14 protein-coding genes are annotated in these 15,745 nt (G+C 69.3%); 10 read left to right on the top strand and 4 right to left on the bottom strand.

Annotated features, from left to right (window positions below; translation table 11 throughout):
* Positions 1–16: 16 nt before the first annotated feature.
* Positions 17–1,459 carry a hypothetical protein gene (locus tag D7V88_RS04800; protein ID WP_158624998.1) on the bottom strand — a complete coding sequence of 481 codons (1,443 nt, stop codon included), beginning with the start codon at positions 1,457–1,459 and terminating at the stop codon, positions 17–19.
* Positions 1,460–1,605: 146 nt separating this feature from the next.
* Between D7V88_RS04800 and D7V88_RS04795 the strand changes: the two genes are divergently transcribed.
* From D7V88_RS04795 to D7V88_RS04775, 5 genes are all read left to right on the top strand, one after another.
* The gene (locus D7V88_RS04795; protein ID WP_208726114.1) at positions 1,606–2,043 is read left to right on the top strand and encodes a diol dehydratase small subunit; all 438 of its coding nucleotides are present in this window, start codon (positions 1,606–1,608) and stop codon (positions 2,041–2,043) included.
* Between the two features lie 69 nt (positions 2,044–2,112).
* Positions 2,113–4,413, top strand: coding sequence for a propanediol/glycerol family dehydratase large subunit (locus tag D7V88_RS04790; RefSeq protein ID WP_279635983.1), 2,301 nt, complete (start codon positions 2,113–2,115; stop codon positions 4,411–4,413).
* Positions 4,414–4,418: 5 nt separating this feature from the next.
* A complete protein-coding gene (locus D7V88_RS04785) occupies positions 4,419–6,281 on the top strand; it encodes a diol dehydratase reactivase subunit alpha (RefSeq protein WP_120539402.1) in 1,863 nt (620 codons plus the stop codon).
* On the top strand, positions 6,271–6,672 hold the full coding sequence (locus D7V88_RS04780) for a glycerol dehydratase reactivase beta/small subunit family protein (RefSeq protein ID WP_120539401.1): 402 nt from the start codon (positions 6,271–6,273) through the stop codon (positions 6,670–6,672). The genes D7V88_RS04785 and D7V88_RS04780 overlap by 11 nt, the downstream gene beginning before the upstream one ends.
* The gene (locus D7V88_RS04775) at positions 6,669–7,079 is read left to right on the top strand and encodes a GlcG/HbpS family heme-binding protein (RefSeq protein WP_120539400.1); all 411 of its coding nucleotides are present in this window, start codon (positions 6,669–6,671) and stop codon (positions 7,077–7,079) included. The genes D7V88_RS04780 and D7V88_RS04775 overlap by 4 nt, the downstream gene beginning before the upstream one ends.
* 25 nt (positions 7,080–7,104) lie before the next feature.
* On the opposite strand, the gene D7V88_RS42890 is transcribed toward D7V88_RS04775, so the two are convergent.
* Positions 7,105–7,524 carry a hypothetical protein gene (locus tag D7V88_RS42890; RefSeq protein ID WP_158624997.1) on the bottom strand — a complete coding sequence of 140 codons (420 nt, stop codon included), beginning with the start codon at positions 7,522–7,524 and terminating at the stop codon, positions 7,105–7,107.
* Positions 7,525–7,609: 85 nt separating this feature from the next.
* Between D7V88_RS42890 and D7V88_RS04770 the strand changes: the two genes are divergently transcribed.
* Positions 7,610–8,404 carry a helix-turn-helix domain-containing protein gene (locus D7V88_RS04770; protein ID WP_158624996.1) on the top strand — a complete coding sequence of 265 codons (795 nt, stop codon included), beginning with the start codon at positions 7,610–7,612 and terminating at the stop codon, positions 8,402–8,404.
* Positions 8,405–8,493: 89 nt separating this feature from the next.
* Positions 8,494–8,880, top strand: coding sequence for a hypothetical protein (locus D7V88_RS04765; RefSeq protein ID WP_120539398.1), 387 nt, complete (start codon positions 8,494–8,496; stop codon positions 8,878–8,880).
* A 116-nt stretch (positions 8,881–8,996) separates the two neighbouring features.
* Here the strand turns inward: D7V88_RS04765 and D7V88_RS04760 are convergent, their stop codons facing one another.
* Positions 8,997–10,835, bottom strand: coding sequence for a CBM96 family carbohydrate-binding protein (locus D7V88_RS04760; protein WP_208726112.1), 1,839 nt, complete (start codon positions 10,833–10,835; stop codon positions 8,997–8,999).
* Between the two features lie 115 nt (positions 10,836–10,950).
* Here D7V88_RS04760 and D7V88_RS04755 point away from each other — a divergent pair, with 115 nt between their 5' ends.
* The 3 genes from D7V88_RS04755 to D7V88_RS04745 all read left to right on the top strand — a co-directional run bounded on the left by D7V88_RS04755 (position 10,951) and on the right by D7V88_RS04745 (position 14,729).
* The gene (locus D7V88_RS04755; RefSeq protein ID WP_120539441.1) at positions 10,951–12,144 is read left to right on the top strand and encodes an LLM class flavin-dependent oxidoreductase; all 1,194 of its coding nucleotides are present in this window, start codon (positions 10,951–10,953) and stop codon (positions 12,142–12,144) included.
* 121 nt (positions 12,145–12,265) lie between these two features.
* The gene (locus D7V88_RS04750; RefSeq protein ID WP_244237985.1) at positions 12,266–13,408 is read left to right on the top strand and encodes a ferrichrome ABC transporter substrate-binding protein; all 1,143 of its coding nucleotides are present in this window, start codon (positions 12,266–12,268) and stop codon (positions 13,406–13,408) included.
* 589 nt (positions 13,409–13,997) lie between these two features.
* Positions 13,998–14,729 carry an SGNH/GDSL hydrolase family protein gene (locus D7V88_RS04745; protein ID WP_244237984.1) on the top strand — a complete coding sequence of 244 codons (732 nt, stop codon included), beginning with the start codon at positions 13,998–14,000 and terminating at the stop codon, positions 14,727–14,729.
* Positions 14,730–14,731: 2 nt separating this feature from the next.
* On the opposite strand, the gene D7V88_RS04740 is transcribed toward D7V88_RS04745, so the two are convergent.
* Positions 14,732–15,745, bottom strand: a 1,014-nt coding sequence (locus D7V88_RS04740) for a hypothetical protein (protein WP_208726110.1), incomplete at its 5' end; no start/stop codon positions are given.

The raw sequence follows: 15,745 nt of genomic DNA, 5'->3' as shown, positions 1-15,745 counted from the left end.
CACTTTCCTACGAGACTCAGCGGGGACAGGCAACCTTGACGGTCCCGTGGGTGCCCGCCACGCTGTAGAAGAAGTAGGGCTGCGTGGCATCGTCCGAGGCGAAGATGAGGTCGGGCTGCTCGTTGAGCCACGCATTCGTGGCGGCCAGGTCGGCACAGGGGTCCTTGAACTTCTCGCCCAGGCGCTCCGCGAGGGGCTCCAGCTTCGCGTTGGCTTCCACCTGTTCCTTGGAGCGGATGAGGCGCTTCTGCGGTTCGCTCATCCAGATGCCCCCGTCGGCGAAGCGCACCTTGACGGCCAGCCGCGCGGTGCGAGCCCTCGTCGTGTCGAGCGAGACCTGGAGCTTCTGCGCCTGGAGCTCTTGCGGAAGTTCGAGCGTGGCGTGGCGTTGGACCGCCTTGCCGCCCTCATCCAGTTCCACCAGGGCCACCTCGGTGGGCCTGGGGATGAGCCTGTCGAGGTACACCGCGACATTCAGGGGCGCGGTGTCCCCCACGAGGATGTCCCAGGGCTCTTCCAGGCTCAGCAGGTCCCGGGCGGAGGCGACGCGCTGGGGGATGGACTCATCGCAGCTCACCGTCAGCGTCACGGGGATGTCGCGCTCCATCACGGGTCTGCCCTGGCAGGACAGGCTGCCGTGCAGGGTGCGCATGTGGGTCGTCCGGGCACTGGCGCAGCCCTGGACCACGTCCTCGGAGGTCCAGAGTGGAGGGTCCACGACGAAGCGCGCCGCCGTGCTGTTCGCGGCGTCAGGCCGCAGCGTGCGGGCCTGGAACCCGGCGTCGCCGCGCAGTTCCACCTTCTCCAGGGGGCCGCCGCAGTCGAGTTCCAGGATGAGGCGCGGATGGACCTGGAGGGGCGTGTAGCCGCCTCCCTCCACCCCTTCGAGCCGCTCCTTCGCGACATAGGCAGTCGTCTTCTGCGAGACCCTGAAGACCGGCCCGCTCATCGCTTCGTTGGTGGACTGTGCGAGCCGCGCGAAATAGAGGCCCATCTGCTGCGCGCTCAGCCGTTCCAACTGCTCCTTTGAGAGGGGCATGACAGGAAAGGGATTGTCGGGGACCGGCTCCCGACTCTGGATCAGGACGGAGCCCGGGCCCTTCTTCTTCGGACCCTTCGAGGCCACCCTCAACTCCAGGTACTCCCCAGGCTGGGGCGTCAACGCGTCCAGCAGGTCGGCTTCGTTGAGCAGGGGCAGGGGCGTGTGGGAGGTGAAGCTCCGCACGGGCATGGAGATGCGCAGCAGCGTCATCCCGGTCTTGAGCCCCGCCTTGTCGGCGCTGCCCTTCTTGACCACCTGGGTGACGGTGACCGTCTCTCCATCGGAGCGGGCGGAGTAGCCCGCGGACTTCACCGTGACGGTGAACGGCACCGCCGCGAGCATCCATGCACCAGTGAACACAGACAGCAGTGACGACAGGAACATCCAGGAGGCTCCGAGCAGGGCAACGGCCAGCAAGAAGGCGGGCCCCTGCCATCCTTGGTCGTTCCATCGGGTTCTGGAAGAAAAGCGCGTGCGGCGCCAGGAATAGCGCGGCGCGTGACGAATTCCATGCGGTGCCTTCCGCCTCCCAATAGGGACACCTTCTCCAAGGAGCGATGCCCATGAGCCGCGATGCGCAGCGACCCTCCAAGCCCTTGAGCTATCCGCTGGGCAAACATCACCCTGAACGGCTGCACACACCCACTGGCAAGACCCTGGAGGCGATGACCTTCCAGGCGGTGCTCGATGGCCGGGTGACCGCGGAGGATCTGCGCATCACCGCGGAGACCCTTCAGCTTCAAGCAGGCATCGCGGAGTCGGTGGGGCGCACCCAGCTCGCGGGCAACTTCCGCAGGGCGGGCGAGCTGACCGCCGTCTCCGACGAGCGCATCCTTCAAATCTACAACGCCCTGCGTCCCGGGGCCTCCACGTGTGATGAGCTGCTGGCCATCGCGAAGGAGCTGGAGGAGCAGTACGGGGCGAAGAGCAGCGCGGCGCTCGTCCGCGAAGCCGCCAGCGTCTACAAGCGGCGCGGCATCCTGAGCGATTCGCACGGATGACCTTCCGCCGGATCCTCTGAACCCACGCATGTAGACATCCCACGACACCCCTCCAGGAGGAGACCACCGATGGCGAACGGGCCCAGCCACACCGAGTCAGCACCGGGGCGCACGAAGCGGAAGTCCCTTCGCACACAGCTCCTGGAGGCACGGCCAGTCAACCGCGACGGCTTCGTGGACGAGTGGCCCGAGGTCGGTCTGGTCGCGATGGAGAGCGACGGAGACCCCCGCCCCAGCATCCGGGTGGAGAGCGGCGTCGTCGTGGAGATGGATGGCCGGCTGCGCGCGGAGTTCGACTTCATCGACCAGTTCATCGCCGACCACGCCATCGACGTCGCCACGGCGGAGCAGTCCATGGCGGTGCCTCCGGACGAGGTGGCCCGCCGCATCGTGGACGCGCGCGTGCCACGCGCGGAGGTCGTCGCGCTGGCCCGGGGTCTCACGCCCGCCCGGCTCCTGGACGTGATGAAGACGATGAACGTCGTCGAGATGATGATGGGCATGCAGAAGATGCGCGCCCGCCGCACGACGTCCAACCAGGCGCACGCCACCAGCGGTCGCGACAACCCCTTGCAGATCGCGGCCGACGCGGCGGAGGGCGCGCTGCGCGGCTTCTCCGAACTGGAGACCACGCTGGGCATCGTCCGCTATGCGCCGCTCGCCGCGCTGGGGCTGCTGATTGGCGCCCAGACGGGCCGCCCGGGCGTGCTCACGCAGTGCGCGCTGGAAGAGGCCACGGAGCTGGAGCTGGGCATGAAGGGCCTGACGACCTACGCGGAGACCATCTCCGTGTACGGCACGGAGAAGGTGTTCGTGGACGGGGACGACACGCCCTGGTCCAAGGCCTTCCTCGCCTCCGCGTATGCCTCGCGCGGCATCAAGATGCGCTTTACCTCCGGCACGGGTTCGGAGGTGCAGATGGGCAACGCGGAGGGACGCTCCATGCTGTACCTGGAGATCCGCTGCATCCTCATCGCCAAGGGCGCGGGGGTGCAGGGGCTCCAGAACGGCTCCATCAGTTGCATTGGCGTGCCCGGCGCCGTGCCCTCCGGCATCCGCGCGGTGCTCGCGGAGAACCTGGTGGCCAGCACGCTGGACCTGGAGTGCGCGTCTGGCAACGACCAGAGCTTCTCGCACTCGGACATGCGGCGGACGGCGCGCGGGCTCATGCAGCTTCTGCCGGGCACCGACTTCGTCTGCTCCGGCTACTCCAGCGTGCCCAATTCGGACAACATGTTCGCGGGCTCCAACTTCGATGCCACCGACTACGACGACTGGAACGTGCTCCAGCGCGACCTGAAGGTGGACGGAGGCCTGCGGCACGTGCCGGAGGAGGAGATCCTCGCCGTGCGGGAGAAGGCCGCGCGCGCCCTCCAGGCGGTGTTCGAGTCCTTCGGCTTCCCGCCCATCACCGACGCGGAGGTGGAGGCCGTCACCTACGCGCACGGCAGCGAGGACCTGCCGCTGCGCAAGGTGGTGGAGGATTTGAAGGCGGCGCAGTCCATGACCGAGCGGGGCATCACCGGCCTGGATGTCGTGAAGGCGCTGGAGGCGCAGGGCTTCCGGGACGTGGCGGAGGCCGTGTTCAACATGCTGCGCCAGCGCGTCACCGGGGACCTGCTGCACACCGCCGCCATCATGGACGCGCACGGTGAGCCCCTGAGCGCGGTGAACGACCCCAATGACTACGCGGGCCCGGGGACGGGCTTCCGCCCGACGGGCGCTCGCTGGGAGGAATTGAAGCGGCTGCGCTACACGACCAACGCCAACAACCCGGAGACGACGGGCGGGGGCCAGGGCCCGGCGGTGGGCACCGGCGGCCGCGTCCTCACGCTGGACGAGCGAGGCCCGGCGACGCCGGGGACCCGGAGCGACGAGGTGGTGGTGGCGGTGTCGCCAGCCTTCGCACGCTTCTTCACCCGGACCATCGTGGACGTGCCGTTGGCGGAGGTGCTCCGGACGGTCCTCGCGGGCATCGAGGAGGAGGGCGTGTCGGCGCGCGTGGTGCGGGTGCTGTCGAGCGCGGACCTGGCCTTCATCGCGCACTCGGGCGCGCGCCTGAGCGGTTCGGGCATCTCCGTGGGATTGCTCGCCCGGGGCACGACGATGATCCACCAGCGGGACCTGCCGCGCCTGTCCAGCCTGGAGCTGTTCCCCCAGGCGCCGCTGCTCGACCTGGAGACCTTCCGCAAGATTGGTCGCAACGCCGCGCGCTACGCGAAGGGAGACGCGCCGGAGCCCGTGCCGGTGCGCAACGACTTCATGGCCCGGCCGCGCTACCAGGCCAAGGCGGCCGTGCTCCAGCTCAAGGAGACGGAGTTCATCGAGGCCCGCCGCGCCCCCATCGAGCTCGCGGTCTCCTTCGGCTGACGCCGATGGGTTCCCTGAAGGAATCGGAGGCCCCGGCCGCGCGGCTGGTCGCGGGCGTCGACATCGGCAACTCGACCACCGAGGCGTGCATCGCGGAGGTGGACGGGCAGGGGGTGCGCTACCTGGGCGGAGGCATCGCGCGCACCAGCGGCATCAAGGGCACGACCCGCAACGTCCAGGGCGTGCTGGAGGCCGTCACCGGCGCGCTGGCCCGTGCCGGCCGTCCCCTGTCGGCGCTGGACACGGTGCTGCTCAACGAGGCCACACCCGTCATCAGCGGCATGGCCATGGAGACGCTCACCGAGACGGTCATCACCGAGTCCACGATGATTGGCCATGACCCGGCCACGCCCGGGGGCCTGGGTCTGGGCGTGGGCGTCACGGTGCCGTTCAGCGCGCTGGGTGAGCGGGCGGACCCCGCTCCGGTCATCGTCGTGATTCCCGGGGACGTGGACTACGAGGACGCCGCGAGGGGGCTCGAAGCCGCCCGCGCGCGCGGGGTCGTCGTGCGCGGCGCGATGGTGCAGCGGGACGATGCGCGCCTCATCGGCAACCGGCTGGGGCAGCCCATCCCCATCGTGGATGAGATTGCGCTCATCGACCGGGTGCCCCTGGGCATGCAGGCGGCGGTGGAGGTCGCGCCGCCGGGACACACCATCCGTGAGCTGTCCAATCCCTATGGCCTCGCCACCCTCTTCGGCTTGAGCGCGGAGGAGACGCGGCTCGCGGCGCCCATCTCCCGCGCGCTGGTGGGCAGCCGCTCCGCGGTGGTCATCCGCACGCCCGCGGGTGACATCACGGACCGGCGCATCCCGGCGGGCTCGTTGGAGCTCATCGGCGAGCGCACGCGGCAGACGATTGATGTCACGGAGGGCGCGGAGGCCATCATGCGCCTGCTGCGGCGGGTGCAGCCACTCCAGGACGCGGTGGGAGCGCCGGGGACGAACGTGGGCGGCATGCTGGCCCGCGTGCGCGACACCATGGCGGAGCTGACCGGAGACCCGCCGGAGACGGTCCACATCCGGGACGTGCTCGCGGTGGACACCTTCGTGCCCCGGGAGGTCCGGGGCGGGCTCGCGGGGGAGTTCGCCTTGGAGAGCGCGGTGGCCCTGGCCGCGATGGTGCGCACCCGCCACGGCGCGATGGCGCGGCTGGCGGAGGCGCTCACGCGGGAGCTGGGCTGTGACGTGCGGGTGGGCGGTGTGGAGGCGGACATGGCCTTGAAGGGCGCGCTGACCACGCCCGGCACGGAGCGTCCGGTGGCGGTGCTGGACCTGGGCGGCGGCTCCACCGACGCGGCGTTGATCAACGCCCAGGGCGAGGTGCGCACCACGCATGTCTCCGGCGCCGGGGATCTGGTGACGCGGCTCATCGCCTCCGAGCTGGGATTGGAGGACGAGGAGACGGCGGAGAACGTCAAACGCTACCCGCTGGCCAAGGTGGAGAGCCTCTTCCAGTTGCGGCTGGAGAACGGCCAGGTGTCGTTCTTCGATTCTCCCCTGCCCGCGGAGACCTTCGCGCGCGTCGTGGCCCTGAAGGAGCACGGCGTGCTGGCGCCCGTGCCGTGCCGCCACCCGCTGGAGAAGATCCGTCAGATTCGCCGGGACGCGAAGCGGCGCGTGTTCGTGGTGAACGCGCTCCGGGCCCTGGAGCAGGTCGCGCCGGGGGGCAACCTGCGGCGGTTGGACTTCGTGGTGCTGCTGGGCGGCTCTTCGTTGGACTTCGAGATCCCGGAGCTCATCGCGGAGGCGACCGCCGAGTACGGCATCGTCTGCGGGACGGGCAACGTCCGGGGCACCGAGGGGCCTCGCAACGCCGTGGCGACGGGGCTCGTCGCCGCCCACGCGGAGCAGTCCCGTGAGGGATGAGCGGCGGGACAAGACTTCGCAAAGGCCCACGGTCCGCGTGGTGTACCGCCGGGACGCGCTGGTGGCCCTGCGCGAGGTCTGCGCGGGCCTGGAGGAGGAGGGCGTGCCCTTCGAGTGCGAACCGACGGACGCGCCGCTCCTCGCCGCCGCGCATGAGGCGGCGGCGCGCTCACGCCTGCTGGTGGGCGTCGCGGTGGCGGGCACCGAGGCTTGCGTCCACTTCAGCCAGCTTGCCGTGGATGCGCCCGTCCTGCACGTCACCGACGCCAGCGCCTCCATGTTGCGGCTGCTGGGCCAGGACGCCGCGCGGCTGGTCAAGGTCATGCCGTTGGGCACGCCGTTGTCGCGGCGTGCCGCATCCCGGAAGTCCCTCAAGGAGAATGCACCATGAGCAGGAAGCTGACGCTGGCGGCCGCGGAGAAGATGCTGGATGCGGCCAAGCGGGAGGCCCAGAAGATTGGCCACCCCATGAACATCGCCGTGGTGGATGCGGGCGGCCACCTGGTGGCCTTCGCGCGGATGGACGGCTCCATCTTCGCGAGCGTCGACATCTCCCAGCGCAAGGCCTACACGGCCATCTCGCTGAAACTCCAGACCCGCCTGTTGGGGCCGCTGACCCAGCCGGGAGCACCGCTCTTCGGCATCGAGCGCAACAGCGGGGGACTGGTGTCCTTCGCGGGCGGCATCCCGCTCACGGACGAGCAGGGCGAATTCGTGGGAGCCATTGGCGTGAGCGCGGGCTCCGTCGAACAGGACCAGCAGGTCGCCGAAGCGGGCGCCGCCGCGTTCTCCGGCTGAGGGACCCGAGCCCAGGGTCGGTCGGTCATCCCAGGGCCTGTCCGGGTGCGGCCCCACGCGAGGTTGTTCCTGAGGGCTGGCGCGCGAACCAGAAGAAGCCCGCCGCCAGCACGACGTGCACCGCCGAGTTGGGGACGATGCCCGACAGCCGGGAGATGACGCCCTCGTGCCACGCGACGATTTCGATGGGGAACAGGCCCACGTGCACGAGGCCGTTGCCCACAAGCAGTGCCCGCATCGTCGGTGAGTCGGGATGGTTCCGGACGAGGAAGGCCATCACCGCGAGGCACAGCAACAGCACCCCCACCTCGCGCACCCAGATGCGCGTCGCGGGTCCGGCCGCGACGCCTTTTGCTTCGAGCAGCAGGTCCGGCAGCAGCGTCGCGAAGAGTCCCACTCCCAGGGCGATGCATCCCGTCACCGTGAACCACGTCGTTCGTGTCATGACGCCACGGTGCTTGAGGCACGGGGGCCGCTCAATGACCTCCCCAGGTCATCGCGCCCGCGGAGCCGTCCGCTATGCTCGTGCGATGACCGGCCAGCTCTTCCCCGCGCTGTTGCGGTACTGGCGCCAGCGGCGCGGCCTCTCGCAGTTGGAGCTTTCGCTGGAGACGGATGTCTCGGCGCGGCACATCAGCTACCTGGAGTCGAACCGCGCGCGCCCTGGAGAGGAAATGGTGCTGCGCCTGCTGTCGGTGCTCGGCGCGCCGCTGCGGGCCCAGAATCAGGCGCTGGTGGCCGCCGGCTACGAACCCCGCTTCGCCGAGCCCGCGCTCGAGGCCCTCGCCCCGGAAATCGACGCCGCCATCGCGCAGATGATGCGCCAGCATGAGCCCTTTCCGCTCGTCGCCCTCTCGCTCGACGGCACCCTTGTTCGAAGCAACGAGGCCGCGACCCGCGTGTTCAGCGCCTTCCTCGCCGAACCGCAGGCCATGCCGGCGACCCCCGACATGTTCTCGCTGCTGTTCGACCCGCGCCTGCTGCGCCCCTTCGTCGTGGACTGGGAGACGCTGGCGCGGGGCATGACCTTCCGGCTGCACCGGGAGCGACTGCTGACCGGTGACGCCCGCCTCAACGACACCCTGGAGCGGGTGCTGGCCTACCCGGGCGTGCCGAAGGCCTGGCGGCAGCCGGACTTCTCCCAGGACCCCCAACCCCTGGTGCGCGTGGAGCTCGCACGGGAAGGGCTGCGCGTCGCGTTCCTGGTGACCGTCACCGTGTTCTCCGCGCCGCAGCAGGTCACGCTCGACGAGCTGCGCATCGAAAGCTGCTTCCCGCTCGATGACCAGACGCGTGAAGTCTGTCTTCAACTCGCCAGACGGTGAGGGCGTGCGAGTTTTGAGGGACTTCCTGGCAATGGCGGGTGCAGACTGCGCTTGTCGTCATCCATCCCCCTCCAAAAGAGAGACACATCATGAGGCATTGCCTGGGAATCTTCGCTGCGCTGGTCATCACGGGCCTGGTGGCCTGTGGCGGTGTGGAGTCTGGCGAAGCGCAGGAGGAAATCGGGCAGCAGTCGAGCGCCCTCACCTGTTCGGCGACGTGTCCTTCTGGAACGATCACCTGTCAGGGCTCCAGTTGCTCCGCGGTCGACGGTTCCCACGTGCAGTGTGACGGCGTGACCCAGTTCTGCCCGCCGCTGCTCTGCAACCGTGCCACGGCGTGCGAGAGCCTCAATGGCAGGGCGTGCTCGCCCTCGGGCTCCACGCGCGGCTGTTGCCTGGTCGGGCAGCCCACGGGCGCCTGCTACTGCACCGTCAACGGCACGTGGACGTGCATGATGTCGCCAGAGGATCCGTAGGCGGCTTCGGTCCCCGGCACCTTCCGCTGGGTCAATGGGTTCCACGCCGCATCGCATGACTCCCGCCGTCCGGAAGCCCTTCCCTCCGGACGGCGTGGGGCGGTTTCAGCTCCCTGTCAGTCGTTCACGTTGCTGCTGTAGAGGTTGCCGCCGCCCGTGCGGACATCGCCGCTGGCGGTGGTGCCCGTGGCCTGGCTTGTGGCGAACACGACGTAGCCCGGGGAGTCGTCCAGGTCGACGATGTTGCCGGAGAAGGCGTTGTTTTCGCCCGTCGCGTAGCCGGTGCCGTGCGTGCGGACCTGGAAGGCATCCAGGACCTTGGGATTGCCCTGGCGGTAGCCCCGGTTGTTGCGCACCACGGTGTTGACGCCCTTGACGTCCACGAAGCTGTCGGCGCTGTTCTCGCCGGAGATGCCCGCGCCCTGGAAGGTGCAGCCCTCCACCAGCGTGCCATCCGCGCCCTCCTTGATGTCGATGTGCTCCGCGGTGATGCCCCCGGCGAACTCCGTGGTCCGGATGACGTTGCCCACGACGACGTGCTCGTACGGGTTGCTGACGTCGGAGCCGACGTAGGCCCCTTCACCATATTTGGCCTGATACAGGCCGGTGCCGTGGATGCGGGAGGCCTGGAGCGTGTTGTAGGAGCTGCCATCCCGGAAGTGGACGGCCTCGTCACCGACGGAGTGGACCTCCACGCCGTGCAGCAGGTTGTGATTGCCATTGTCGATGATGATGCCCTTCTGCGCGGTGGTGACGCGAAGGTCGCGGACCTGCCAGTGGTCGCCCGTCAGGTGAAATCCATAGGAGCCATCCTTGACCGAGGTCCCCGTGAGGGTGGCCGGGTTGGCGGGATCACAGCTCTTCAGGACGATGGGGTTGGCGGACGTGCCGCTCTGGCCCGAATAGAACAGGCCCTGGCCACCGGGGTCGCCACTGGTGGACCGGTTGCCGGTGTACGTGCCCGGCGCGAGGAGCAGGACGGCGCCGGGCGCGGCGCTCTTCAGCGCGGCCTGGATGGCGGCGGTCGAGGCCAGGGCGTTCGCGCACGTCGTCCCGCCTCCGCCGAGGGTCGTCGCGGTGACGGTGACGCTGCTCGCGGACGCATTGCCCGCCGCGTCCTGCGCCCTGACGGAGTAGCTGTAGGTCGTCGACGCGGAGAGGCCGGTGTCGCTGGTGGAGGTCTCGCTGACGTTCTTCAGGAACGCGTTGTTCCGGTAGAGCGCATAGCCGGTGACGCCCACGTTGTCGGAGGCGGCGCTCCAGCCCAGGTTGATCTGACTGCTGGAGGTCGCGGTGGCCGTCAGGTTCGCGGGCACCGTGGGGGGCTGCGTGTCTCCCGTGCCGCCACCGCTGGGGGTGACGTCCAACTGGGGCACGTTCGCGCTGCCCTCGCTGCTGACCAGCGTGGTGTATTTGCCGACGGTCTCCTGCAACACGAAGGACACCGTGCCGTCCCCGGCCGCCTGCGCGTTCACGTAGGCCGTGACGTCGATTTCATGGTTCGCGTTCGCCGTCGTGAGCGCCACGGAGCCCACCAGGGTGCCCACGGCGGGCTTGTTGCTCCAGGTGAGGGAGGACTCCGTCCAGCCATCCGCGGTCTGGAAAGCCTGGAGCGTCGTGCTGGAGGATGCGCTTCCGTGGATGCGCAGCCGGGCGCTGGTGACGCCCGCAATGCCAGTCAGGTTGAACTTCAGGAAGGCATACCGGCTCGCGCCCGCGTCATTCTTGATGAACAGCGAGGTGGCCGAACCGTAATTGGAGGTGACGTTGGATTCATGGACGTAGGTGTCCTCCGTCGCCGTCAACGTCGTGAGCGCCTGCCGCTGTGCGCCATCATGGGAGGCGGTCTCGTCTTCCCGCTCCACGCCGCAGCCCGCCACCGCCAGGGTCAGCCCCGTGAGCAACCATCGCCGGGCGTTGAACCCATGCGTCATTCCCAGTGTGTCCGTGCTCATGTGTTTCACTCCTCCCTTTTTGAGTAAAAACAGCTTAAGCTGAATTTGCCTCATGGAGGTGCGGCCTTTCCGTCCTGGAGGGCGACGCGCCTCCATGGCGGAAAGAGGGGACGACATGCGACTCGACATCTTTTCGGAGATGCAGCACCCGAAGGAACTCTGGACCGGTCCGGACCACGAGCACCGGTTGATCCAGGAGACGCTGGAACAGGCTCGGTTGGCGGACGAGATGGGCTACGGCGTCTGGTGGCAGGTGGAGCACCACGCCGCCGTGGAGTTCAGCTACAGCTCGGCGCCGGAGATCATGCTCACGGCCATCGCCGGGAGCACGAAGAACATCCACGTGGGGCACTCGTCGGCACTGGCGCCGACGCGCTTCAACCACCCCATCCGCATCGCGGAACGCTCGGCCTTCATCGACCACCTGAGCGGCGGTCGCTTCCAACTGGGGCTCGCTCGCAGCACCATCCCGGAGTGGCGTACCTTCAACATCGAACCCGACTCCACGCGCGGGCAGATGCAGCAGTCCTTCGAACTGCTTCCGAAGCTGTGGACACAGGACAAGGTCTCCTGGAACAGCGCCGACATCCAGCTCAACAACGTCACCGTCATCCCGAAGCCGTACCGCAAGCCGCACCCGCCGCTGTGGCAGGCGTGCTCCAGCCCCGCCTCGTTCGAACAGGCCGGACGCAACGGCGTGGGGGCGCTGGGGGTGACGCTCTGGGCCTCGCCGGAGGAGGTCGCGGAGATGATCCACATCTACCGCGAGGCGCAGCGCACCCGCTGTGAGCCGGTGGGCGAGTTCGTCAACAACCAGGTCGCCTTCTTCACCTTCGTCCACTGCGCGGACAGCGAGCGCGAGGCGATGGAGAACGGTGCCGCGAAGGCCGCAGCCTGGTACACGGCCGGCTCCTTCACCTTCTTCGAGGCGAAGGACGCCTTCGTCAAGACCGCCGCGGAGCTGGAGGCGCTGGCGAAGGACCCCGCGGGCGGCGGGCTGACGGGCCAGTACCTGCGCAACAAGAACCCGAACGCGCCGCAGTCCCAGGCGCAGCGCATCCTGGGGCGCATCATGTCCGGTGAGAACGTGCCGGATGAACAGGTCTGGGAGGTCCTGAGCGGGCAGGACTCGCTCATCGTCGGGACCCAGGACCAGGTGCGCACGCGGCTGAAGCGCTACGAGGCGCTGGGCATCGACGCGCTGATGTCCTTCCACCAGGTGGGGGCCCTGACGCACGACTCGGTGATGAAGAGCATCCGCCTCACCGGGGCGCTCAACGCGGAGTTCAAGACGCCCGCGCCGCCGTAGGAAGGAACACGGGGGCCGGGCAGCCGGCCCCTCCCCGGGAGCAGGCAGGGAGGGGTGTGTCACCCACACCCATGCCCCGCGCGGCTTCACTGTCGGGCCCGGGAGGTGCAAGCTGTTCCATGTGTCGCGGCGCTCCCAGATGTTCCTGCTGCTCGTGGTGTCGGTGCTGCTGCACGCGGCGCTGTTCGCCGCGCTGTCGCGCATCCCGCCCCCGGCGGCCCGGCGCCCGGCGGTAGCGGAGCCCATCGAATGGGAGGTCGTGCCTCCAGAGGAGCGACCGGTGCCTCCTCCCTCCGCCCAGCCTCCTGCTCCCACGAGCCAGAAGCCGCCCCGTCGGGTGGAGCGACCGCGGCCCGCTGCGCCGTCGACGCCCGACAAGGCGCCGCCCCAGCGCGCGGAGCGGCCCTCCGCGCCGGAAGAGGCGCCTGCCCCCTCCGCGCAGCGACCGTCACCGCCTGGGGAGGCGCCTGCCCGGGACGCGGAGCGACCTCCAGGGCTGTCGGAGCCTGCCTCCCCGCCGTTGGCCCGGGATGTTCCTCGCGCCTCCCCGCCGCCCGACCTCGAGCCTCCAGGCCTGCTCGGGGGGGGGCTGCTCAAGGGGCCTCCTTCGACGGGACGGACCCTGCGCAACACGGGGGAGGTCCCCGACCCGAAGGCGCTGGCGGCACGGGAGGCGGAGGAGGCGCGGCAGCGCGTGGACGGCTGGGCCCAGGACGCGGCCGCGACGGCGCGGGCCTCCGGTGGCGTGGTGCATCCGTACTTCGCGAAGCTCCAGAAGGGCTTCGCGAAGCAGTTGGTGGATCCTCCCGCGCTGGACATGAAGTTGCTCGCCTCGCGGGCGAAGCGCGAACAGGTCGACGCCATCCAGCGGTTCGGCAAGACGGGCAGCCCCGTGGTCTCCGAGCCCCGCGACCTGCGCCTCGAAACGCGCAACCGCATGCAGGCGGCCGTGGAGGCCGGGCGCGCGGCGAACATGTACATGGTGGACGTCACCGCGCCGGTGCTCGCGCTCACCGCCATCGTGGAGGTCCGGCAGGCGCGCGACGGCAAGCTCCTGGACCTCAAGGTGCTGGAGGGGTCGGGCGACCCGAAGTTCGACGTCTGGGCCGTGGCCCAGTTGAAGGAGGCGCTCGCCGTGGCCGACCCGCCCCAGGAAGGGACCCGGGGCGCGGGCATCCACGACGACGGAATGGCCAGCCGGTGGCGGTTGGAGGAGTACCTGGGCAACCCCCGCGTGCAGATCCACCTGATTGGCGTCTACTGACCCCCGGCGCGGGCACCCGCGTCCCGCGTCGGAAGCCCTACGGCAGTCGGTGTCGCGTCCGATACTCGGGGCTGTCCATCAGCACCTTCGTGACCGACGCCCGCTGCGTCCCTGACTGGAGCGCGGCATGCCCCACCTCACGGCGGCCTCGCGGTCATTCCGGTACGGCGACATGTCCATCGTGAAGGAACCGGGCGTCACCTTGATGGCATAGGTGGCGGTGGAGACCTCCTGTTCAGGCGCCTGCGTGCCATACGTGCAACTGTTGTCTTTGGGTCATGAAGCATCGCGTCCAGGCGGACGGTGCGCTGGCTGGGCACCCACGCCGTCCGCCAGTCCTTGTCCACCGTGCTGACAGGCGGTGAATGGAGGTTCAAACCGCACGTGAAGGCATACACCCCGCGATGCGGGAGCAATGCCCAGGACCGACGCCGCGAGAAGCAGGAGTTGGCGAAGTGGCTTCCATTCCACAGCCCGGTCTGGGGGGTGGGACGACGAACTTCCATTGAAAAGGGATTGATTGCGTTTCTGGATTTGACGGGATTCATGACCAGGACTTCCTGGAAGGGGGCTTCTGATGCATCGGAGGATGAATCAGGTGTGGGGCTCGCTGTGCGTGGCGCTGCTCGGCTGCAGCGGTCCGCTGGAAGGGGAGTCGCTGGAGGAGTGGGGCACGGAGGAGGTGCGTGTCGCCGCGCGGGCGCCGAAGAAGGTGATGCCGCTGGGCGACTCCATCACCCAGGGGGCGGCAGGGCACGCCAGCTACCGGTGTCCGCTCTGGCGGAAGCTGAACTCGAGGGGCTACAGGGCGGACTTCGTGGGCACCCTGACGAAGGGCTACCTGGGGGCGAACACCTGCACCTCCGCCTTGTTCGATCGCGACCATGACGGCCACTGGAGTTGGCGGACGGATCAGGTGCTCGCGAACATCTCCGCCTGGGCCGCGAGCACGCGTCCCGACCTGGTGCTCATCCACCTGGGCACCAACGACACGTACCATCTCCAGACAGAGGACAGCACCGTGTCGGAGCTGGGGCAGATCATCGACCGGCTGCGCGTGGTGAACCCACGGGTGAAGGTGTTCCTGGCCCAGATCATCCCCACCTCGAGCGCCCTGGCGTCGCTGAAGCTCCAGTCCCTCAACCAGCGCATGCCCTTGCTGGCCGAGGCCAAGAGCACGGAGGACTCGCCTGTCTACGTGGTGGACCAGTGGACCGGCTTCACCCCTTCAACGGACACGTATGACGGGGTCCATCCGAATCTCATCGGTGAGGAGAAGATGGCGGAGCGCTGGTACCAGGCCATCCGCGAGCACCTCTGACGTCACCAGCGTCCGAGCGTGCCGACCAGACTGCCTGTGTCGGCTTCAAAGACATCCAGCCACGTCCAGTGCGGCACGTAGACGCGGCTGCCCTGGACCCAGACGGCGTCCGGCGCGCTGCCGTCCTTGGAGCGGGGGATGGCCACGTCCCAGACCATGACGCCGGTGCGCAGGTCGCGGCGGATCAGCCGCACGCCGCCCTGCTCCAGCTCGTAGGTGAGGTACATGGCGTCCGCGGTCAGCTCGGCGACCTCCGGGACCCGGTCCTTCAGGGTGAGCGGATCCGTGTCCGCGACGACGCCGTGCCACACAGGCTTCTTCGTCCCCTTCTGGAACAGCGCCGCCATGGGCACGGACGTGCCCGGCCGCCGGGTGCCCGTCACCAGGATGGAGTTTGCGTTGCGGTAGATGAACGTGGGGGAGAAGCCCCGGATGTCGGAGGGCGGGTAGCTGGAGCGCTCGCAGGTGGTGGTGAGCTCCACGGGGCGGGACATGGAGCACGTCTGTGGGCTCAGCGGCGGCGTCGCGCAGCGCGGTGGGGCCCGAGGCGCGGGCCGGGCGGTGGCCGTCCGCGTGTTCAGTAGGAGGTGCTGTCCATCCAGCACCTCCACCCAGACGGACTCGCTGTCGCCCGGAGGGATGCACAGCCGGCGCGGTGAGTCCGACAGGGGCACGCGTCCGAGCCGCTTCCCGGTCTCCGCCTCCAGCAGGTTCACCGCCCGCTGTTCGCTCATCACCAGCCGGCCTCCCTGGGCGATGACCTTCGTCGTCCGCGAGGTGTCGGTCCCTTCCGCGGGCGGCGTCTCCCAGAGCGGGGCGAGCGTCTTGCCGTCGAACGCGGCCACCAGGTCCTGCCCCTGGGAGGAGGCGAAGCGGCGCACGTGCCCGATGATGTCGTCCGTCCCGTCGCCGTTGATGTCCACGAACACCGGCGCGGTCCTGGAGGCCCACTGGAGGTCCGACCGGGTGGAGCCCCGGTCGGGCATGGGGGCCGCGGGCGGAGGGACGAAGGGGGG

This window comes from Corallococcus terminator (assembly GCF_003611635.1).
Classification (GTDB): Bacteria; Myxococcota; Myxococcia; order Myxococcales; family Myxococcaceae; genus Corallococcus; species Corallococcus terminator.
The sequence above is the reverse complement of the archived record's forward strand: the minus strand, read 5'-3'. Positions and strand labels throughout refer to the sequence as shown.